The sequence below is a fragment of the Mycobacterium gordonae genome (assembly GCF_001417955.2).
Taxonomy (GTDB): Bacteria; Actinomycetota; Actinomycetes; order Mycobacteriales; family Mycobacteriaceae; genus Mycobacterium; species Mycobacterium gordonae_B.
Window position 1 is genome coordinate 1 of record NZ_LKTM01000393.1, and the last position, 20,835, is coordinate 20,835.

The 20,835-nt window shown below is 69.6% G+C and carries 20 protein-coding genes; 12 read left to right on the forward strand and 8 right to left on the reverse strand.

All coding sequences use genetic code 11. The features are described 5' to 3' along the window. Nucleotides 1-260, reverse strand: a 260-nt coding sequence (locus AO501_RS34350) for a DUF3499 domain-containing protein (protein ID WP_197420017.1), incomplete at its 3' end; no start/stop codon positions are given. A gap of 166 nt (nucleotides 261-426) precedes the next feature. Between AO501_RS34350 and AO501_RS34355 the strand changes: the two genes are divergently transcribed. Next, entirely contained in the window at nucleotides 427-846 is a 420-nt protein-coding gene (locus AO501_RS34355) for a metallopeptidase family protein (RefSeq protein WP_055582032.1), read from the forward strand. 15 nt (nucleotides 847-861) lie between these two features. Here AO501_RS34355 and AO501_RS34360 read toward each other — a convergent pair whose 3' ends face one another. Next, on the reverse strand, nucleotides 862-1,206 hold the full coding sequence (locus AO501_RS34360; protein WP_055582021.1) for a WhiB family transcriptional regulator: 345 nt from the start codon (nucleotides 1,204-1,206) through the stop codon (nucleotides 862-864). A 358-nt stretch (nucleotides 1,207-1,564) separates the two neighbouring features. Between AO501_RS34360 and cofD the strand changes: the two genes are divergently transcribed. Genes cofD through AO501_RS34380 form a run of 4 tightly spaced genes read left to right on the forward strand, consistent with a single transcriptional unit; the run spans nucleotide 1,565 to nucleotide 6,028 of the window. Beyond that, nucleotides 1,565-2,563, forward strand: a complete 999-nt coding sequence (cofD, locus tag AO501_RS34365) for a 2-phospho-L-lactate transferase (RefSeq protein WP_055582022.1) — start codon at nucleotides 1,565-1,567, stop codon at nucleotides 2,561-2,563. 5 nt (nucleotides 2,564-2,568) lie between these two features. Beyond that, the gene (locus AO501_RS34370; protein WP_055582033.1) at nucleotides 2,569-3,918 is read left to right on the forward strand and encodes a coenzyme F420-0:L-glutamate ligase; all 1,350 of its coding nucleotides are present in this window, start codon (nucleotides 2,569-2,571) and stop codon (nucleotides 3,916-3,918) included. Continuing rightward, the gene (locus AO501_RS34375; RefSeq protein WP_055582023.1) at nucleotides 3,915-5,495 is read left to right on the forward strand and encodes a class I SAM-dependent methyltransferase; all 1,581 of its coding nucleotides are present in this window, start codon (nucleotides 3,915-3,917) and stop codon (nucleotides 5,493-5,495) included. The genes AO501_RS34370 and AO501_RS34375 overlap by 4 nt, the downstream gene beginning before the upstream one ends. Continuing rightward, a complete protein-coding gene (locus AO501_RS34380; protein WP_055582034.1) occupies nucleotides 5,492-6,028 on the forward strand; it encodes an NUDIX hydrolase in 537 nt (178 codons plus the stop codon). Before AO501_RS34375 ends, AO501_RS34380 begins: the two co-directional genes overlap by 4 nt. 31 nt (nucleotides 6,029-6,059) lie before the next feature. Here the strand turns inward: AO501_RS34380 and AO501_RS34385 are convergent, their stop codons facing one another. Genes AO501_RS34385 through rfbD form a run of 3 tightly spaced genes read right to left on the reverse strand, consistent with a single transcriptional unit; the run spans nucleotide 6,060 to nucleotide 8,953 of the window. Beyond that, nucleotides 6,060-7,139 carry a sugar phosphate nucleotidyltransferase gene (locus AO501_RS34385; RefSeq protein WP_055582035.1) on the reverse strand — a complete coding sequence of 360 codons (1,080 nt, stop codon included), beginning with the start codon at nucleotides 7,137-7,139 and terminating at the stop codon, nucleotides 6,060-6,062. A 1-nt stretch (nucleotide 7,140) separates the two neighbouring features. After that, nucleotides 7,141-8,067, reverse strand: a complete 927-nt coding sequence (locus AO501_RS34390; RefSeq protein ID WP_055582024.1) for a glycosyltransferase family 2 protein — start codon at nucleotides 8,065-8,067, stop codon at nucleotides 7,141-7,143. Then, on the reverse strand, nucleotides 8,060-8,953 hold the full coding sequence (gene rfbD / locus AO501_RS34395) for a dTDP-4-dehydrorhamnose reductase (RefSeq protein ID WP_055582025.1): 894 nt from the start codon (nucleotides 8,951-8,953) through the stop codon (nucleotides 8,060-8,062). Before rfbD ends, AO501_RS34390 begins: the two co-directional genes overlap by 8 nt. Before the next feature lie 64 nt (nucleotides 8,954-9,017). Here rfbD and AO501_RS34400 point away from each other — a divergent pair, with 64 nt between their 5' ends. The 4 genes from AO501_RS34400 to ctpC all read left to right on the forward strand — a co-directional run bounded on the left by AO501_RS34400 (nucleotide 9,018) and on the right by ctpC (nucleotide 13,821). After that, entirely contained in the window at nucleotides 9,018-10,496 is a 1,479-nt protein-coding gene (locus AO501_RS34400; protein ID WP_371934971.1) for an LCP family protein, read from the forward strand. Beyond that, nucleotides 10,484-11,203 (forward strand): TIGR03089 family protein, encoded by a 720-nt coding sequence (locus AO501_RS34405; RefSeq protein ID WP_197420018.1) that lies wholly within the window; start codon nucleotides 10,484-10,486, stop codon nucleotides 11,201-11,203. Before AO501_RS34400 ends, AO501_RS34405 begins: the two co-directional genes overlap by 13 nt. Before the next feature lie 157 nt (nucleotides 11,204-11,360). Continuing rightward, nucleotides 11,361-11,642 (forward strand): DUF1490 family protein, encoded by a 282-nt coding sequence (locus tag AO501_RS34410; RefSeq protein ID WP_055582037.1) that lies wholly within the window; start codon nucleotides 11,361-11,363, stop codon nucleotides 11,640-11,642. Between the two features lie 82 nt (nucleotides 11,643-11,724). After that, complete coding sequence (gene ctpC, locus AO501_RS34415; protein WP_156452941.1) at nucleotides 11,725-13,821, forward strand: manganese-exporting P-type ATPase CtpC; 2,097 nt, start codon at nucleotides 11,725-11,727, stop codon at nucleotides 13,819-13,821. A gap of 11 nt (nucleotides 13,822-13,832) precedes the next feature. Here the strand turns inward: ctpC and AO501_RS40475 are convergent, their stop codons facing one another. The 3 genes from AO501_RS40475 to AO501_RS34430 form a co-directional block, all read right to left on the reverse strand. Then, nucleotides 13,833-15,161, reverse strand: a complete 1,329-nt coding sequence (locus tag AO501_RS40475) for a PPE family protein (protein ID WP_055582028.1) — start codon at nucleotides 15,159-15,161, stop codon at nucleotides 13,833-13,835. 50 nt (nucleotides 15,162-15,211) lie between these two features. Then, complete coding sequence (locus tag AO501_RS34425; protein ID WP_055582029.1) at nucleotides 15,212-16,615, reverse strand: PPE family protein, SVP subgroup; 1,404 nt, start codon at nucleotides 16,613-16,615, stop codon at nucleotides 15,212-15,214. A 150-nt stretch (nucleotides 16,616-16,765) separates the two neighbouring features. After that, complete coding sequence (locus AO501_RS34430) at nucleotides 16,766-17,440, reverse strand: cation transporter (protein WP_082659025.1); 675 nt, start codon at nucleotides 17,438-17,440, stop codon at nucleotides 16,766-16,768. A 99-nt stretch (nucleotides 17,441-17,539) separates the two neighbouring features. Here AO501_RS34430 and AO501_RS34435 point away from each other — a divergent pair, with 99 nt between their 5' ends. The 3 genes from AO501_RS34435 to AO501_RS34445 form a co-directional block, all read left to right on the forward strand. Beyond that, a complete protein-coding gene (locus AO501_RS34435) occupies nucleotides 17,540-18,466 on the forward strand; it encodes an SAM-dependent methyltransferase (RefSeq protein ID WP_055582039.1) in 927 nt (308 codons plus the stop codon). After that, nucleotides 18,466-19,641: a CoA transferase gene (locus AO501_RS34440; RefSeq protein WP_055582030.1), complete on the forward strand. Its 1,176-nt coding sequence runs from the start codon at nucleotides 18,466-18,468 to the stop codon at nucleotides 19,639-19,641. The genes AO501_RS34435 and AO501_RS34440 overlap by 1 nt, the downstream gene beginning before the upstream one ends. Nucleotides 19,642-19,857: 216 nt before the next feature. Then, nucleotides 19,858-20,835, forward strand: a 978-nt coding sequence (locus AO501_RS34445; RefSeq protein ID WP_055582031.1) for a PE family protein, incomplete at its 3' end; no start/stop codon positions are given.

The following is a 20,835-nucleotide window of genomic DNA, read 5'->3' on the forward strand; positions in this document are numbered from 1 at the left end:
TCGCGCACGGCGTCGGCCAGCGCCACCAGTTCGTCGTCCTCGTCGGGATGGGTGGGCAGCGGGCCGGCATGGCGCATCAGTTCCCAGCCTCGCGGTGCCGTGATGCGGCCGGCGTGGTTGACACACAGATCCCACGAGTGCGGTTCCCGCGCGGTAGCGAGTGGGCCGACCACCGCCGTCGAGTCCGAGTAGACGAACGTCAACGTTGCCACTGCATAATGCGGACACCCGGGCCGGCAGCAGCGTCGGGGTACGTTCACGCTCGAAAGGCTATCGCGGGAAAACGCCGCCACAGCGGCGGACACGCGCATCGGCGGTGGCGATGTCCAACCGTTACCATCGGCGTCCAACCGTTACCATCGGCGCGTGAGCGGGGAAAGATCGGCTCAGCCATACGGCCGGCCCGGACGCCGGCGGGGCCGCGATCTGCGCGGTCCGTTGCTGCCGCCGACGGTGCCGGGCTGGCGCAGCCGGGCCGAGCGGTTCGACATGGCGGTCCTGGAGGCCTACGAACCGATCGAGCGGCGGTGGCAGGAGCGGGTCGGCGAACTCGACGTCGCGGTGGACGAGATTCCGCGCATCTCCGCCAAGGATCCCTACAGTGTGCAGTGGCCGCCGGAGGTGATCGCCGACGGGCCGATCGCGCTGGCCCGCCTGATACCGGCCGGCGTCGATGTCCGCGGAAACGCGACACGAGCGCGAATTGTGTTGTTCCGCAAACCTATTGAACGACGAGCAAAAGACACCGTCGAACTCGGCGACTTGCTGCATGAGATCCTGGTGGCCCAGGTGGCCATCTATCTGGACGTGGAGCCCTCGGTCATCGACCCCTCGATCGACGACTGAGCAGGTGATCGGCGTTTAGATGATGCCGCGCTTGAGGCGGCGACGCTCGCGTTCGGACAGGCCTCCCCAGATGCCGAACCGCTCGTCGTGCGCGAGGGCGTATTCGAGGCATTCGTGCCTGACCTCGCAACCCAGGCAGATCTTCTTGGCCTCGCGGGTGGAACCGCCCTTCTCCGGGAAGAAGGCTTCGGGGTCGGTCTGGGCGCACAGCGCCTTGTCCTGCCACTGATCGGCAGGGATCTCCTCGATCGGCTCCGGCTCGAACACAGCGGGCGCATCGGGAACAACGCTCAGATGAGGACGGACTGGCGGCATGATGGTTTCAGCCGGCTCGGGAGTGGTGTGCGGTGTGCCTCCCATTACGCCCCGAAGGTACTCATAGGACATGCTCCGCCTCCTCACTAATAGAGATTGAAATGGTTTCCCACTGTTTTGATGTACAGATGCCCAATTCGAACAAGTGATCGAATCTCGGTCTGCGACACCGGAACCGGCCGGCCAACCGGGAAATGACACTGATGTGATTAGACACGGGCCGGGGACCCTGGTCAAGCACTTCGGCGTAATTCCATACCATCTCGTGATCGAATTTCGGCGATTCTGTTGTCCACGAAACACGGCGTGTCGAGTACGAATTGATCACAAGTCCCTTGCGCCACATTGGTTACCAAGATTCACCCCACCCTAACGTGTCCCGCCGGGCAGGTACTGTCCTGGTGTGAAAGTCACTGTTCTGGTCGGGGGCGTCGGGGGCGCCCGTTTTCTGCTCGGAGTGCAGCGGTTGCTCGGCCTGGGCCAGTTTGCTCAGGGCGAGGACGCCGGCCACGAACTGAACGCGGTCGTCAACATCGGCGACGACGCGTGGATCCACGGCGTGCGCATCTGCCCGGACCTCGACACGTGCATGTACACCCTCGGTGGCGGCGTGGACCCGGAGCGTGGCTGGGGCCACCGCGACGAAACCTGGCATGCCAAAGAGGAACTCGCCCGCTATGGCGTGCAGCCCGACTGGTTCATGCTCGGCGACCGCGATCTGGCCACTCACCTGGTGCGCACCCAGATGCTCAACGCCGGTTATCCGCTGTCGCAGATCACCGCGGCACTGTGCGACCGGTGGCAACCGGGCGCACGGTTGCTGCCGGCCAGCGACGACCGTTGCGAGACGCATGTGGTGATCACCGATCCGGATTCCGATCCAGCCACCGCAAGCCGGCGCGCGATCCACTTCCAGGAGTGGTGGGTGCGTCACCGTGCCCAGGTGCCCACCCACAGCTTCGCCTTCGTCGGGGCCGAAAAGGCCTCTGCGACAACCGAAGCGGTGACGGCCATCGCCGAAGCCGACGTCATCCTGGTGGCACCGTCGAATCCGGTGGTCAGCGTCGGCGCCATCCTGGCCGTCCCCGGGATCCGCGGCGCGCTGCGGTCCACCCCCGCCCCGGTCGTGGGCTACTCCCCCATCATCGGCGGAAAGCCGTTGCGCGGCATGGCCGATGCCTGTCTGTCGGTGATCGGGGTGGAGTCCACCGCGCAGGCGGTGGGCCGGCACTACGGCGCCCGCAGCGCGACCGGGATTCTGGACTGCTGGCTGGTGCACGACGGCGACGCGGCCGACATCGACGGAGTGGCGGTGCGCGCCGTACCGCTGCTGATGAGCGACCCGGCGGCCACCGCCGACATGGTGCGTGCGGGTCTCGACCTTGCCGGGGTGACGGTGTGACCGCCCTGCCCCCGGCAGGTGAGCACGGCGCCGCCGCCGCCATCGAGATTCTCCCCGTCACCGGGCTTCCCGAGTTTCGTCCCGGTGACGATTTGGGCGCTGCATTGAGTGCGGCCGCGCCGTGGTTACGTGACGGCGACGTGGTGGTGGTGACCAGCAAAGTCGTGTCCAAGTGCGAGGGCCGGCTGGTCCCGGCGCCCGAGGACGACGAGGAACGAGACCGGTTGCGGCGCAAGCTGGTCGACGACGAAGCGGTGCGGGTGCTGGCCCGCAAGGAACGGACCCTGATCACCGAGAACCGGCTGGGCCTGATTCAGGCGGCGGCCGGAGTGGACGGATCCAACGTCGGGCGAACCGAATTGGCGTTGCTGCCACTCGACCCGGACGCCAGCGCGGCGGCGCTGCGCGCCGGGTTGCGCGAGCGGCTCGGCGTCACCGTCGCCGTGGTGATCACCGACACCATGGGCCGCGCCTGGCGCAACGGACAGATCGACGCGGCCGTCGGCACCGCGGGTCTGGCCGTACTGCACAACTATTCGGGTGCCGTCGACCGGCACGGAAACGAACTGGTGGTCACCGAGGTGGCGGTCGCCGACGAGATCGCGGCCGCGGCCGACCTGGTCAAGGGCAAGCTCACGGCCATGCCGGTCGCCGTGCTGCGCGGGCTCAACCCGGTCGACGACGGCTCGACGGCCCGGCAGTTGGTGCGCGCGGGCACCGAGGACCTGTTCTGGCTGGGCACCGCCGAGGCCATCGAGTTGGGCCGCGGGCAGGCTCAGCTGCTGCGCCGGTCGGTGCGGCGATTCAGCGCCGAGCCGGTGGCACCGGCCGCCGTCGAATCCGCTGTCGCCGAAGCGCTCACCGCGCCGGCCCCGCACCACACCCGCCCGGTGCGGTTCGTATGGCTGCAGGACCAGGACACCCGGAGGCGGCTGCTGGACCGGATGAAAGACAAGTGGCGTGCCGACCTCACCGGCGACGGCCGCCCGGCGGACTCCGTCGAACGCCGCGTCGCACGCGGCCAGATCCTCTACGACGCACCCGAAGTCATCATTCCGTTCCTGGTGCCCGACGGGGCACACAGCTATCCGGACGCCGCCCGCACCGAGGCCGAGCACACCATGTTCACCGTCGCGGTGGGTGCGGCCGTGCAGGCGCTGCTGGTTGCGCTGGCGGTGCGCGGGGTGGGCAGTTGCTGGATCGGCTCGACGATCTTCGCTGCCGACCTCGTCCGCGACGAGCTTTCGCTGCCCGCCGAGTGGGAGCCGCTGGGCGCCGTGGCGATCGGCTATGCCGCCGAGCCCGCGGGTTTACGCGAGCCGGTGCCGATCACGGAGCTGTTGATCCGCAAATGAAGACGTTCGCGGGCAAGGCGGCCGTGACGGCCGACAAGATTCGCGGCGGCTATTACACGCCGGCGCCCATCGCCCGCTTCCTGGCCGGCTGGGTCACCCAGGCCGGACCCCGGGTGCTGGAGCCGTCCTGCGGTGACGGGCAGATCCTGCGCGAGCTGGCCGCGCTCAGCGATCAGGCACGCGGCGTGGAACTCGTTGCCGCTGAAGCGGCGAAAGCGCGGACGTTCGCCCCCGTTGACACCGCGGACCTGTTTTCGTGGTCGGGCGGCCGGGACTGGGACGGTGTGGCGGGCAACCCGCCCTACATCCGCTTCGGGCATTGGCCGGCGCAGCAGCGCGAGCCCGCGCTGGCCGCCCTGCATCGAGAAGGGTTGCGCCCCAACCGGTTGACCAATGCCTGGGTGCCGTTCGTGGTGGCGAGCACCACCCTGGTGCGCGAAGGCGGCCGGGTTGGCCTGGTGCTGCCCGCCGAGCTGCTGCAGGTCGGGTATGCGGCGCAGCTGCGCGACTTCCTGGTGAGCCGCTACCGGGAGATCACGCTGCTGAGCTTCGGGCGCCTGGTGTTCGAGGGAGTCTTGCAGGAGGTGGTGTTGTTCTGCGGCGTCGTCGGCCCCGGGCCGGCCCGCATCCGCACCGTGCAGCTCGACGACGCCGACGGGCTGGTCGCGGCGGACCTGGACGTGCCGTCCGCTCCGGCACTGCGGCACGAACACGAGAAGTGGACCACCTACTTCCTCGACCCGGCGCAGATATGCACGCTGCGCGGCCTCAGGGAATCCGGCCGGCTGACCCGGCTGGGCCTGCTTGCCGAGGTGGACGTCGGCATCGTGACGGGCCGCAACAGCTTCTTCACCTTCACCGACGCACAGGCGGACGAGCTGGGACTCACACCGTACTGTGTGCCGCTGGTCTCGCGCAGCGTCCAGCTGTCCGGTCTGGTTTACGACAATGATTGCCGCACAAGCGATCTGACGACTGGTCAGCGCGCCTGGTTACTGCATGCGCCGGCGCAGCCGCGCGACGGCGCGCTGCTGGCCCACATCGCGGCCGGCGAGGCGGCCGGCGTGCACCGCGGCTACAAGTGCTCGCTGCGCAAGCCGTGGTGGGTCACGCCGTCGCTGTGGGTCCCCGATCTGTTCATGCTGCGCCAAATTCACCTGTCTGCGCGGCTGACGGTCAACGGGGCGGGCGCCACCAGCACTGACACCGTGCACCGGGTGCGGGTCGCGCCCGGCACCGAACCCCACGCGCTGGCCGCGGTGTTCCACAACAGCGCGACCTTCGCATTCGCCGAGATCATGGGCCGCAGTTACGGCGGCGGCATTCTGGAGCTCGAACCCGCCGAGGCCGAGCGGTTGCCCGTCCCGCCGCCGGCGTGCGCCGATCCCGACCTGGCCGGCGACGTCGATCTGCTGTTGCGGGCCAACGAGATCGAGAAGGCGCTCGACCTGGTGGACCGGCGGGTGCTGATCGAGAAGCTCGGTGTGTCGCCGGAGGTGGTGGCGCAATGCCGCGCGGCGTGGTTCGCGCTGCGGCATCGGAGGACCGCGAGGCGGGCCAGGAGGGGCTCGCGATGAGCGTGCGGGAGTCGGTGATCACGCTGCTCACGGACTGGGAGGCACCCAACCCGGCGCAGGACTCGTTGCGGGAGGCGGTGCTGGGATTCGTGCTCGCCCGCGACGACTCCTGCCTGCGCGAGTGCGAACCGGGCCACGTCACCGCGTCCACCCTGGTGCTCGACGCCACCGGCGAGCGCGTCCTGCTCACCCTGCATCCCCGGCTGGGCCGCTGGGTCCAACTGGGCGGGCACTGCGAGGACGACGAGGACATCCTGGCCGCCGCACTGCGGGAAGCGACCGAGGAGTCCGGCGTCGCCAATCTCTGGTTGCGGCCGGAACTGGTTGCGGTGCATGTACATCCGGTCACCTGCTCGCTGGGGGTTCCGACCCGGCACCTGGACCTGCAGTTCATGGCGCATGCCCCGGCCGGGGCGCAGATCGTACTCAGCGACGAGTCCGACGACCTGCGGTGGTGGCCGGCCGGCGAGTTGCCGTCGGGCACCGATCACGCGCTGGAGTATCTGGTGCAGCAGTCGTTGCGCCGAGTGTGAAGCTGGCCGCACGTTCGCGCGCCGAGAGGGCTCAGACGTCTGACGAGTAGCGGATGCCGCCGTCGGGAATAGATACGCCCGGCCACACCCGCGCGCCGCGCAGCAGTTCGCAGCGCGCGCCGATGTCCGCTCCGTCGCCGATCACGCCGTCGCGGATCAGCGCCCGCGGGCCGATGCGCGCGCCGAAGCCGATGATCGAGCGCTCGATCACGCTGCCGGCCTCCACCTTGACGCCGTCGAAGATGACCGCGCCGTCCAGCCGCGCGCCCGGACCGATCTCGGCCCCGCGCCCCACCACCGTGCCGCCGATGAGCAGCGCCCCGGGGGCTACGGCGGCGCCGTCGTGCACCAGGCTCTCGCCGCGCTGGCCGTGCAGCGCCGGCGACGGAGCGATGCCGCGCACCAGGTCCGCGGACCCGCGCACGAAGTCCTCCGGGGTGCCCATGTCGCGCCAGTAGGTGGCGTCGACGTAGCCGCACACCTTCACGTCCGGGTCCGACAGCAGCGCCGGGAACACCTCGCGCTCCACCGACACCTCCCGACCGCGCGGGATCCGGTCGATGATCGGCCGCTGGAACACGTAGCAGCCGGCGTTGATCTGGTCGGTCGGCGGGTCCTGTGTCTTCTCCAGAAACGCGGTCACCCGGCCGTCGCTGTCGGTCGGCACGCATCCGAATGCGCGGGGATCGCTCACCCGCACCAGGTGCAACGTCACGTCGGCCTGGTGATCGCGGTGGAAAGCCAGCAGCTCGCCCAGGTCGGTGCCGGAGAGCACGTCGCCGTTGAACACCATCACGGTGTCGTGCCGCAGCTTCTCGGCGACATTGGCGATGCCGCCACCGGTGCCCAGCGGCTTCTCCTCGGTGACGTAGTCGATCTGCAACCCCAGCTTGGAGCCGTCGCCGAACTCGGCCTCGAACACCTCGGCCCGGTAGGAGGTGCCCAGCACCACGTGCTCGATGCCGGCCGCGGCGATCCGCGACAACAGGTGGGTCAGGAACGGCAGGCCGGCCGTCGGCAACATCGGCTTGGGCGCCGACAACGTCAGCGGCCGCAATCGGGTGCCCTTGCCGCCGACCAGGACCACCGCATCCACGTCATGGGTTGCCACTTCAGCGCCGCCCTTCTGCCAGTTCTTCGCGCGCCGCCCGCCGGGACCTTCGCACCGCATTGCGCACCATCACCCGCGACCGCACCGCCAGCGATCCGCGCAAAGTCCAGCGCAGCGGGGCCCGCCAAAACCCGGTGTTGCGATCGGCCAGAAAGATATAGGTACTGCGGTGGTGGGCGGCCAGGTGGCGGCCCGGGTCACGGCCGGTCGAGTGTCCCTTGTGGTGCAGCACCTCGGCCGTCGGCACGTAGATGGACTGCCAGCCGGCTTTTCCGAGCCGGTCGCCGAGGTCGACGTCTTCCATGTACATGAAGTAGCGCTCGTCGAAGCCGCCGATCTGGTCGAACGCCGACCGCCGCACCAGCAGACACGACCCGGACAGCCACCCGACCGGCCGCTCGCTGGGATCGAGGTGCTCCTGCCGGTAGGCCCGCGTCCACCGGTTGCGCGGCCACACCGGCCCGAGCATGGCGTGCATGCCGCCGCGGATCAGGCTGGGCAGGTGGCGCGCCGACGGGTACACCGACCCGTCCGGGTCCCGGATCAGCGGACCCAGTGCGCCGGCGCGCGGCCAGCGGGCGGCGGCCTCCAGCAGGGCGTCGATGCTGCCCGGACCCCACTGCACGTCCGGGTTGGCGACGATCACCCACTCCCGGTCGAAGCGGTCCCATTCACCGCCACGCGCCTGGCTCAGGTGCTCGATGGTGCGGTTGACCGCCGTGCCGTAGCCGAGATTGGCGCCGGTGGGCATCAGGCGCACGTTCGGGTAGCGCTCGACAGCCGCTTCCGGAGTGCCGTCGGTGGAGCCGTTGTCGGCCAGCAGCACGCCCACCGGCCGGTCCGTGGCCAGCGACAACGAGGCCAGAAACCGCTCCAGGTGTGGGCCCGGCGAATAGGTCACCGCGACGACCGGCAGAACGTCAGTCACGCGTAGAGGGTAACGGTCGGTCGGCGGCGGCCGTCAGCGCCGCGTTGAGGGCAGCGCGCCACGGGCGCAGCGGGGTGAGGCCGGCGGCCGCCCACGACCGCCCGGACAACGCCGAATACGACGGGCGCGCCGCGGGCCGCGGAAACTCGTCGCTGCTGCACGGAGTCACCCGCGCGGGGTCGGCGCCGCTTTCCTCGAACACCGCCCGGGCCCATTCGAAGCGTGACACCACACCCTCGTTGGCGGCGTGCAGCACGCGTCCCCGCACGGGACTGGCGGCCAGCTCCAGCAGCGCGGCGGACAGGTCTGCTGCGTAGGTGGGCGAGCCGGTCTGGTCGTCGACCACCTTGATCGGGCCGTCCCGGCCGGCCAACCGCTGCATGACGGCGACGAAATCGCCTCTGTCGGACCCGCCGGTGTACACCCAGGCGGTGCGCACGACCACCGCCTCCGGCAGCGCGGCCAGCACGGCCTGCTCCCCGGCCAACTTGCTTGCCGCGTAGACGCCCTGCGGGCCGGTGGTGTCGTCAGGTTCGTAGGGGCGTGGGTCGGCGCCGCCGAAATCGCCGTTGAAGACGTAGTCGGTGGAGACGTGGATCAGCGAGGCTCCGGCGCGGGCGCACGCACGGGCGAGGTTCTCTGGGCCGGTGGCGTTGACGGCGTAGGCGCGGGCTTCGTCGGTCTCGGCGCCGTCGACGTCGGTGTAGGCCGCGCAGTTGATGACGACATCGCCAGGCTGGATGATCTCGTCGGCCAGGACCGGATCGGTGATGTCCCACTCCCCCGACGTCCTGGCCAGCACGTCGCGACCCTCGCGGATGGCCTGAGCCGCCACCAGGGTGCCCAGCTGCCCCCCCGCACCGGTAATGACAAGCCTGTCCGACATGTGTTCGAGTCTGGCACGCCGAGCCCGGCTACCCGGAAAGCGGCTGTTGCACAAGTAGCCTACAGTGATGCCTGCGCAAAGTGTGGCTCGTGTGACTCGTGTGGTCTCGACGGCTCTGGCCCTGGTGGTCGTGATCGGCACCGGGGTGGCCTGGAGCAACGTCCGCTCCTTCGAGGACGGCATCTTCCACATGTCGGCGGCCTCGCTGGGCCACGGCGCCGACGACGGCGCGATCGACATCCTGCTGGTCGGCCTGGACAGCCGCACCGACGCGCACGGCAACCCGCTGACCGCTGAGGAATTGGCCACCCTGCGCGCCGGCGACGAGGAAGCCACCAACACCGACACCATCATCCTGGTCCGGATACCGAACAACGGGAAGTCGGCGACCGCGATCTCGATCCCCCGCGACTCCTACGTGCAGGCACCCGGACTGGGCAAGACCAAGATCAACGGCGTCTACGGGCAGACCCGCGAGATCAAGCGCACCAGCCTGGTGCAGGCCGGCGCCTCGCCCGCCGAAGCCGCCACCGCAGGCACCCAGGCCGGCCGCGAGGCGCTGATCAAGACGGTGGCCGATCTCACCGGCGTCACCGTCGACCACTACGCCGAGATCGGCCTGCTCGGCTTCGCGCTGATCGCCGACGCCCTCGGCGGCGTCGAGGTCTGCCTCAAAGACGCCGTCTACGAACCACTTTCGGGCGCCGACTTCCCGGCCGGCCAGCAGCGGCTGAACGGCCCGCAGGCCCTGAGCTTCGTGCGGCAGCGCCACGAGCTGCCGCGCGGCGACCTGGACCGGGTGGTGCGCCAGCAGGTCGTGATGGCGTCGCTGGCCCACCGGGTGATCTCCGGTAAGACGCTGTCCAGCCCGACCACGCTCAAGCGACTCGAGGCGGCCGTGCAACGCTCGGTGGTGATCTCGGAAGGCTGGAACATCATGGACTTCGTCCAGCAGGTGTCCAAGCTGACCGGCGGCAACGTCGCGTTCGCCACCATCCCGGTACTCGACGGGGCCGGCTGGAGCGACGACGGCATGCAGAGTGTGGTGCGGGTGGATCCGCACGCGGTACAGGAATGGGTGGGCGGCCTGCTGCACGAGCAGGACCAGGGCAAGACCGAGGAACTCGCCTACACACCCGGCAAGACCACCGCCAACGTGATGAACGACACCGACATCAACGGCCTGGCCTCCGCGGTCCTCGACGTGCTCAGCGCCAAGGGATTCGCTGCCGGCTCAGCCGGCAACAACGAGGGCGGCCACGTCAAGAACAGCCAGGTGCGGGCGGCGAAAACCGACGACCTGGGCGCCCAGGAAATCGCCCGTCAACTGGGTGGACTGCCCGTCGTCGCCGACTCCTCGATTCCGGCCGGGCAGGTGCGGGTGGTGCTGGCCAACGACTACACGGGACCGGGCTCAGGCCTCGACGGTTCGACGCCTACGCCCGCGCGCGCATCGACCGTCGGATCGGTCAACAGCAGCAACGTTCCGGCGCCGTCACCGATCCTCACCGCGGGCTCGGAGAAGCCGGAGTGCATCAACTGAACCCGACCCTGTCCGGGGCCATCCTGGACCCCTTGCTGCGTGCCGACCCGGTCGGCCCGCGCATCACCTACTACGACGACTCGACCGGCGAGCGCATCGAGCTGTCCGCGGTGACGTTGGCCAACTGGGCCGCCAAGACCGCCAACCTGCTGCGCGACGAGTTGGGCGCCGGGCCGGGCAGCCGGGTCGCGGTGTTGTTGCCGGCGCACTGGCAGACGGCGGCGGTGCTGTTCGGGGTGTGGTGGATCGGCGCCGAGGCGGTGCTGGATGGTCCGGCGGATATCGCGTTGTGCACCTTCGACCGGCTCGACGAGGCGGATGGCCTTGTGGCCGGCGGCGAGGTTGCGGTGCTGTCGCTGGATCCGTTCGGCCGGCCGGTCCCCGACCTGCCGATCGGCGTCACCGACTACGCCACCGCGGTGCGGGTGCACGGCGACCAGATCGTTCCCGAACCCGCGCCGGGACCGGCGCTGGCCGGCCAGTCGGCTGGTCAACTGGTGGCGGCGTGTGTGCAATCGGCGGCGATGCAGGGCCTGACGCCGGGCGACCGGGTGCTGTCCACGGCAACGTGGGAGCGGCCGGAGAAGCTGGTGGACGGGCTGCTGGCGGTGTTGTCGGTCGGCGGATCGCTGGTGCAGGTGGCCAATCCGGATCCGGCGGCGCAGCAGCGGAGGGTCGAGATGGAGAAGGTCACCAAGGTTCTGTGATGTAGTCCTGGTCAGCCGCGACCAGACGCGAAATCGCACGCGATGGTCTCCGCGCGTGCGAGTTTACGTCTGCTCGGCCACGGGGAGATACATGTTGATATCGCAATATTTCAATGTTAACGTCGACCGCAAGGCGATCGACGGAAGGGTTCAGGCAATGGCGGTGCAGGTGCTTTTGGCGAAGGCGGCTTCGACGGTGATCACCGGCCTGGCCGGGGTGACCGCGTACGAGGTGCTGAAGAAAGCCGCCAAGAAGGCGCCGCTGCACGAAACCGCCGTCAAGGGTGCCGAACTCGGCCTGCGCAGCACCCGCAAAGCCGAGGAGGCCGCCGAGTCGGCCCGGCTCAAGATCGCCGACGTGATGGCCGAGGCGCGCGAACGCATCGGCGAGGAGGCACCGACGCCGGCCGTCGGCGACGCCCACAACCACGACCACTGATCCGGTGGCCCTCGCGCTGGTCCCCGACATCGCGCCGTCTGCTGACCCTGCGCTGCAGGTGATCTCCGATGCGGCCGGTCGCATGCGGGTACGGGTGGACTGGGTTCGCGCCAACTCGCGGCGCGCCGTGGCCGTGGAGGAAGCCGTCGCCAAATGCGAAGGCGTGCGCGTCGTACACGCCTACCCGCGCACCGGTTCGGTCGTCGTCTGGTACTCCCCCAGGCGTTGTGACCGTGCCGTCGTGCTGGAAGCGATCAACGGCGCGGCACACCTTGCCGCGGAACTGATCCCCGCCCGCTCACCCCATTCCGAGGAGATCCGCAACAGCGACGTGCTGCGCATGGTCGTCGGCGGCGCGGCGCTGGCCCTGCTCGGCGTGCGCCGCTACGTCTTCGCGCGGCCGCCGCTGCTCGGGCCGAGCGGCCGGATGGTCGCCACCGGCGTCACCGTCTTCACCGGCTACCCCTTCCTGCGCGGCGCGCTGCGCTCGGTGGGCTCGGGCAAGCTCGGCACCGACGCACTGGTCTCGGCGGCGACGGTCGCCAGCCTCATCCTGCGCGAGAACGTCGTCGCGCTGACCGTCCTGTGGCTGCTCAACATCGGCGAATACCTGCAGGACCTGACGCTGCGCCGGACCCGGCGGGCCATCTCGGAGTTGCTGCGCGGCAACCAGGACACCGCCTGGATCCGGCTGCCGGACGGCGCCGAGGTCCAGGTGGCGATCGACACCCTGGAGATCGGCGACGAGGTGGTGGTGCACGACCATGTCGCCATCCCGGTCGACGGCGAGGTGGTCGAGGGCGAGGCGGTGGTCAACCAGTCCGCCATCACCGGCGAGAACCTCCCGGTCAGCATCACGGCCGGGGCGCACGTGCACGCCGGCTCGGTGGTGGTGCGCGGGCGCCTGGTGGTCCGCGCCCAGGCGGTCGGCAACCAGACCACCATCGGGCGCATCATCACCAGAGTCGAAGAGGCGCAACATGATCGAGCTCCCATTCAGACCGTCGGGGAAAACTTCTCCCGCCGCTTCGTGCCCACGTCCTTCGTCGTCTCGGCGCTGACCCTGCTGGTCACCGGTGACGTCCGGCGCGCGATGACCATGCTGCTGATCGCCTGCCCGTGCGCGGTGGGCCTGTCCACCCCGACGGCCATCAGCGCCGCGATCGGCAACGGCGCCCGCCGCGGCATCCTGATCAAGGGCGGATCACACCTCGAACAGGCCGGCCGGGTGGACGCGATCGTCTTCGACAAGACCGGAACGCTGACGGTCGGACGCCCGGTGGTGACCAATATCGTTTCTTTGCACAAGGATTGGGACCCCGAGCAGGTGCTGGCGTATGCCGCCAGCTCGGAGATCCACTCCCGCCACCCACTGGCCGAGGCCGTCATCCGCTCGACCGAGGAACGCCACATCAGCATCCCGCCGCACGAGGAGTGCGAGGTGCTGGTCGGCCTGGGCATGCGGACGTGGGCCGACGGGCGCACCCTGCTGCTGGGCAGCCCGGGTCTGCTGCGCGCCGAGAAGGTCAAGGTGTCCAAGAAGGCGCAGGAATGGGTCGACAAGCTGCGCCGCGAGGCCGAGACGCCGCTGTTGTTGGCCGTGGACGGCACCCTGGTGGGTGTGATCAGCCTGCGGGACGAGGTGCGCCCGGATGCGGCCGACGTGCTGAACCAGTTGCGCGACAGTGGTGTTCGGCGGATCGTGATGCTCACCGGCGACCACCCCGACATCGCCGCGGTGGTGGCCGCAGAACTGGGCATCGACGAGTGGCGCGCCGAGGTGATGCCCGAGGACAAGCTCCAGGTCGTCCGCCAGCTGCAGGACGAGGGCCACGTGGTCGGGATGGTCGGCGACGGCGTCAACGACGCCCCGGCGCTCGCGGCCGCCGACATCGGTATCGCGATGGGCCTGGCCGGAACCGACGTCGCCGTCGAGACCGCAGACGTGGCGCTGGCCAACGACAACCTATACCGCCTGCTCGACGTGCGGGATCTGGGCGCCCGCGCCGTCGACGTCATCCGGGAGAACTACGGCATGTCGATCGCGGTCAACGCCGCCGGTCTGCTCATCGGTGCCGGCGGTGCGCTGTCGCCGGTACTGGCCGCGATCCTGCACAACGCGTCGTCGGTCGCCGTGGTGGCCAACAGTTCCCGGCTGATCCGGTACCGGTTGGACTGAGCCACACCAAGCTACGAGCCAAACGAGATTTCCAGCAGCATCTTCTTCTGCTCGGTGTATTCCTGTTCGCTCAGCAGTCCAGCGGCGCGCTGTCCGGCGAGGTCGCGGATCGCGGCGGCAACGCCGGTCATGACGGTCCGCGGCGCTGCTATCACCTCGACCTCCTCGGCCGGCGCATCCTCGTTGGAACCGATGAGTTGCGCCGCAGCGGCATTCTTCGGCCCGCCCGCAGCGGCCTGCGTACCCACCGTCGGTTGCCCGGCCATTGCGCCGACACCCATCTGGTTCAACGTGTTTGACACGTTGCCTGCCGCCGCCGGCCCCGCCGCCGGGTCCGCACTCGCCAACGGTGTAACCAGCGCAGCCGGCCGCACTTCGGCTGCGGCAGTGGCGATTCGGGTCCAGCTCGCGGGCACCCGCAATCCCGCGACCACGTTCGCCTGGCCGAAGGCCGCTGACAGCGTCGGCGTGGGAATACCGCCAGAGGGCAGGTTCGCTGGGGGCGCCACCAATGGCTCCACCCCGTCCCACTCGCTGACGGTCTCATCGTCATCGGCACCGGAAACAGCGGTGAACGCGGCGAGAGGAAAATCCCCGAATGTACCGATCACGTCCGCCGGGACGATCGCGAAAAGGGCCGCCGCGTCGATTGGCGCAATGAAAAGGAGATCGAGCAAGAGCGTCACGAGTTCCAACTCGGCCGGTACTGCCATCGCCGACAAGGCCTGCGGCACAACCGATATTGCATCTTGCACGGCACCGGCGAGGGTACCGATCTGGCTGATCGCGGCGGCCTGGCCGGCCGTCGCGCCCGGGTCGGTGTTCTGGTGCGGAGGGGTGAAGGGAGTCAGCACCGACGCGGCCGCCGACGAAGCTGCGTAGTTGTACATCGCCAAGCTGTCCTGCGCCCACATTTCGGCGTAAACCGCCTCGGTGGCCGCGATCGCCGGTGTGTTCTGTCCCAGAAAGTTGGTCGCCACCAGCACCGCCAGCAGGGCACGGTTGGCGGCGATCTCCGGCGGAGGCACCGTGGCTGCGAACGCCGCCTCGTAGGCGGCGACCGCGGTCCATGCTTGGGCGGCGGTCTGTTCCGTCCGCGCAGCGGTGGCGCTCAGCCATTCCACGTAGGACCCCGCCGCCGCGCTCATCGCCGCGGCCGACGGACCCGACCAAGCCCCCTCCGTGAGTTCGGACACCGCCGACTGATATCCGCCGACCGTCGTGTACAACTGGTCGGCCACGCTCTGCCAGGCCTGTGCGGCCGCCAGCATCGGGCCCGCGCCTGGACCGGCATACATCCGTCCGGAGTTGACCTCCGGCGGATAGATCCCGAAATCCATTGCTGCGCATACCTCTTCTCGATGACCGCGGCAGTTGCCCGACGTGCGGTTCAGCGACCGAGCAGCCGGTTCTTCTGCTCCGTGTATTCCTCGTCGGTCAAAATCCCCTCGTCACGGAGCTTGGTGAACTCACGTAGCTCGGCCGCGACTCCGGTGACCACTGCCCGGGGCTTGTCGCCGGGCGCCGCTCCGTTCTCGCCAAGTGCCCTCTTGTCGCCGGCGGCCGCCGCAGTTCTGGCGCGAGCGGCCCCGGTTGCCTTCTTGGCCTCCTTGCCGGCGCTCCGGCCGGTACCAACAGTTCCGGCCATCGCTCGTCCAGCCATGCCCGCCATCGCCATCTGGGCGAGCATGGTGCCTGTCCCGGCTTCCGCCGCCGGTGCGGCGGCAGCGCCGGACGGGGTCCCGCCCAGCGCCGGCAGCGAGTACGCCACGGGGCGCACCGCCGGCGTTGCAGCGGTCCACGCTGCCGGCACCGATAACGCCCCGACGGCGTTCGCCTCGCCCAGTCCCGCCGACAACCTTTGCGCCGCGCCTGCCTGCACGTTGAGCGGCGGCGACGGCAACGGCTTCACTGGCGCCACCTCCGAACCCGGATAGGGCTCCACGTCATCCAAGTCACTGAGGACCTCGTCGCTGTGTAAACCCACCAGGGTGCTGTAGACAGCCACCGGAAGATTCACTATCCCGAGCACAGCGGCAGGCACGCCGATACCGATGGTGGCGATTCCCGCCGATACGCCGAAGGTGAGGGCGGACAGGTCGGCCAGCAGGGACAGCAGGAACAAAGGGTCGTCCGTGGCCGCTGCCGGGGCCGCCGCGCTCTGCAAAGCGCTGGGCACAGCGGAGAAGGCTTCTTGCACTCGGCTCCCCACGGTGCCGGCGATACCGTCGGCAGCGACAGCGGCGGCTTGGTTGGCCAGGCCCTCCGGGTCAGTGGTCTGCGGGGGTGGGTTGAACGGCGTCAGCGACGTCGACGAGGCCGACGAGGCCGCGTAGCCGTACATCGCCGCCGCGTCCTGGGCCCACATCTCCGCGTACTGCGCTTCGGTGGCCGCGATCGCCGGGGTGTTGATTCCGAATACATCGGTCGCGATCAGGATCATCAGTTGACTGCGGTTGGCCGCCACGATCGGCGGCGGAACCGTCGCGGAAAATGCGGTTTGGTAGGCAGCTGCCGCGGCCTTGGCCTGCGCAGAGGTTTCTTCGGCCTGTGCGGCGGTGAGTCGCAACCAGGCCGCATACGACGCGGCTGCAGCACTCATCGACGCAGACGACGGCCCCAACCAGGGGCCGGCACTCAGTCCCGATACCACCGCCTGGTACGAATCAGCCGCCGAATTCAGGCCGGCGGCGAGCGCAGCCCACGCCTCGGCAGCGACCAGCAACGGTCCTGATCCGGGACCGGCAAACATCCGAGCCGAGTTGACCTCCGGCGGATAGCTTGCGAAATCCATGGCTCACTGCTCCTCGAGGCACCGTGGTCAAAGTCTCATCGCGCTGCTCGTGGTCTGTCCGCCCCAGAAATCACTAGAACGCCACGGTACATCCCCCAGGTACATCGTGCTTGCCGACGCGTCAAAACACGGCCCGCGCATACCCGCGGATCAGCAACAATCTTTGCCGCGCCAGGCCAGCACGCCCTGCCACATGGCGACACCGGCCACGGCCAGCCCGATCACCGGGTCGATCCACCACCCCGCGGGCCAGGCCGCGGTGATGGCCAGTCCGGCCAGCACGCCGGCGGCCTGGGTGGCGCAGAGATAGTTCTGGGTGCCCTCCCCCTCCGTCGCGCCGGAGTGCAGGCGCGCGCCCACCCGGTGGTGGGCCCAGCCGAGGATCGGCATCAATACCAACGCCAGCGCGGTCAGCGCGATGCCGAGCACCGAGGTCTCGGCATGCTCACCGCCGACGAGGTGGCGGACCGATTCGGCGGCGACATACGGCGCCACCAGCCAGAAGGAGATCGCGACACCACGTTGGGCGCGCCGCTCGGCGGTCGCCGACAGGGTGCGGTCGCCGGTGAAGCGCCACAGCACCATCGCGCTGGCCAGCCCTTCGGACGCCCCTCCCAGCGCCCACCCGGTCAGGGCGACCGACCGGACCGCGATGCCCTCCCAGAGGCCGACGCCGCCCTCGATGAGCAGCACCGCCAGGCTGATCCAGGCCAGCCGGCGCGCCCAGGAGACATCGCGCTGCCAGGCGGCGTCGTGCGGTGCCGCATCCTGATGGCATCCCTCGACGACGCCGGCGGGTTCTCCAACGGCGCCGGGACGAGTCATTTCCGCGATGGTAGTGCCAGCGTCGCCAGCGCGCCGGAATCGACGCGCGCCCGGTTAGTTACAGTGGCTAACCACCAGGTCAGCTGCGGGAGGATCCAGATGGTGCGCACCGACGACGACACCTGGGACCTGGCGTTCAGTGTGGGCGCGACGGCAACCATGGTGGCCGCGGGACGCGCCCGGGCCAGCAGAGCGGCGCTGATCGACGATCCCTTCGCCGAACCGTTGGTGCGCGCAGTCGGCATCGACTTCTTCACCCGGTGGGCAACCGGCGAACTGGACACCGCCGACGTCGACTTCCCCGACGCCCCCTGGGGCATGCAGCGCATGACCGACCAGCAGGCCGCCCGCACCCGTCACATCGACGAGTTCTTCGTCACCGGCCAGGATGCCGGGACACGACAGGCCGTGATCCTGGCGTCCGGCCTCGACGCCCGCGGCTACCGCCTGCCGTGGGCCGCGGGAACGACCGTCTTCGAGATCGACGTCCCGCAGGTGATCGAATTCAAGGCCGCGACGCTGGCGGCCCTGGGCGCCGTTCCCACCGCCGACGTGCGGGGTGTGCCGATCGACCTGCGCCAGGACTGGCCCAAGGCGCTGCGTGCGGCCGGGTTCGACGCCACCCGGCCCACCGCCTGGGCCGCCGAGGGCCTGTTCGGCTACCTGCCGCCCGCGGGCCAGGACCTGTTGCTGGACAACATCTCCGCGCTCAGCGCCGCCGGCAGCCGGCTGCTTGCCGAGGTGTTCTTCGCCGCTCCGGCCAGCCGGGAACTGTACGACGCGATCTTCGCCCGGTGGTACGAGCATGGCCTCGACGTCGAAATGGACCGACTGGGCTACCCCGGCGACCGCAACGACGTCGCGACCTATCTGCAGCGGCACGGATGGCGCGTCACCCGCACCCTGCTCAACGAGCTGCTGGTCGCCAACGGGTTCCGCCCGCACGCCACTGGCCGCTCCACCGACGAAACCATGTTCACCGAGAACTACTACTGCACCGCGGTGCTTGCAGGGGGGCCCAGCTGATGCCGAACTCCGCCAAGCCGCTCGACGGCTTCCGGGTACTGGACTTCACCCAGAATGTGGCCGGGCCGCTGGCCGGTCAGATCCTGGCCGACCTCGGCGCCGAAGTCGTCAAGATCGAAGCGCCCGGCGGCGAGCAGGCCCGGCGGCTCACCTCGGTGCTGCCCGGCCGCCCCCCGCTGGCCACCTACTTCCTGCCCAATAACCGGGGCAAGAAGTCGGTGGCGGTGGACCTGACGGAGGAGGCTGCGAGGCAGCAGATTCTGCGACTGGCCGACACCGCCGACGTCGTCCTGGAGGGGTTCCGCCCGGGGGTGATGGAACGGCTGGGCCTGGGCCCCGACGAGTTGCGTGCCCGCAACCCCAGGCTGATCTACGCGCGCCTGAGCGCGTTCGGGGGAAACGGCCCCAACGGCACCCGCCCGGGCGTCGACCTGATGGTGGCCGCCGAGGCGGGAATGTGCACCGGGATGACCACGCCCACGGGCAAACCGCAGATCATCCCGTTCCAGCTGGTCGACAACGCCAGCGGGCACGTGCTCGCACAGGCGGTGCTGGCGGCACTGCTCAATCGCGAGCGGCACGGGGTGGGTGATCTGGTGCAGGTCGCGATGTACGACGTCGCCGTCAGCCTGCAGGCCAACCAGCTGACCATTCATCTGAACAAGCCCAGCGAGCAACCGGCGAAGCCCGCGCCGGCCGTGCCCCCGGCGAAGAAGCGCAAGGGAGTCGGCTTCGCCACGCAACCGTCGGACGCCTACAAAGCCTCCGACGGCTACCTGGTGATCAGCGCCTACGTGCCCAAGCACTGGGCGAAGCTCTGCGAGATCATCGACCGCCCCGATCTCATCGACGACGAGCGGTTCGCCGATCAGCGCTCGCGAGCGATCAACTACCCCGAGTTGACCGACGAACTCGAATCGGCACTGGCCACCAAGACTGCCGCGGAGTGGGTGCAACTGCTGCAGGACGGTGGCCTGATGGCGTGTCTGGCCTACACCTGGAAGCAGGTGGTCGACACACCGTTGTTCGCCGAGAACGACCTGGCCCTGGAAGTGGGCAGCGGCGACAACACCATTACGGTCATCCGCACCCCGGCACGCTACTCGAGCTTCGACGCCCGGGTCACCGAGCTCCCTCCGGCCGCCGGACAGCATAATGATCAGTTTCTGACGTAGCCCTCACGTTCTCGCTGGAAAACGCCACTTTCGGCGCAATTCAGAAAGACCGCATCGCGAATCTTCTGAGGAATATTCAATTTCAAATCCTGAAGATTATTCAGTTTCCCGCTCACGCCATTTTATTGATAAAAATGCTGCAATTCTTCGGCGAATGGGATTAGGGTCCTTCTGTCTTCGACGAGATACCGACTACGGACGGGGTGTGCGGCAGCGATGTTCTTTACGACGGTTGCCCCAGAGGCGCTGACGGCAGCGGCGGCGAACGTGCAGAGCATCGCCTCGGCGCTCGGGGACGCGAACGCGGCGGCCGCCGCCGGCACCACGGGAGTGCTGGCCGCGGGTGCCGACCAGGTCTCGACGGCGCTGGCGTCATTGTTCTCCGGTCACGCCCTGGACTATCAGGCGGTCAGCGCGCAGGCGGCCCAGTTCCACTCTCAATTCACCCAGGCACTCGCCGGCGCGGCGAACTCCTACGCCGCAGCCGAGGCGGCCAACGCCGGCCCGCTGCAATCCATCGAGTCGCTACTGTCGCGGCCGATCATCGGCAACGGGGCCGATGGCACCGCGGCCAGCCCCAACGGTCAGGACGGCGGCTGGCTGTACGGCAACGGCGGTAACGGCTACAACGGCGCGGGTGGCAACGGCGGGAGCGCCGGACTGATCGGCAACGGCGGCGCAGGCGGCAGCGGAGCCAATGGCGCGGCCGGGACCGGCGCGGCCGGCGGCAGCGGCGGTTCTGGCGGGAACGGCGGCTGGCTGTGGGGTAACGGTGGCGCGGGCGGCGCGGGCGGTATCGGCGGCACCGGGGCCACCGGCGCCGCGCACGTCACGGGTAGCCCCGGCGGCAATGGAGGAACCGGCGGCGCCGGCGGGGCCGCCGGCCTGTTCGGCACCGGCGGTGCGGGCGGCGCCGGAGGTGCCGCGGGGCAGGGTGGCGGCAGCACCTCGTCGACCAGTCCCACCGAGTACGGCGGCACGGGCGGCGTTGGCGGTGCGGGCGGCGCCGGCGGTGCCGGTGGCTGGCTCTACGGCCAGGGCGGTGCCGGCGGTGTCGGCGGTGCGGGCGGCGCCGGCGGAACCGGCGCTGACGGCACCCAATCCGATGACCAAGCCTACGGCGGGTGGGGCGGGAACGGTGGTGTCGGCGGAACGGGCGGCAGCGGCGGGTCGGCGGGCCTGTTTGGCGACGGC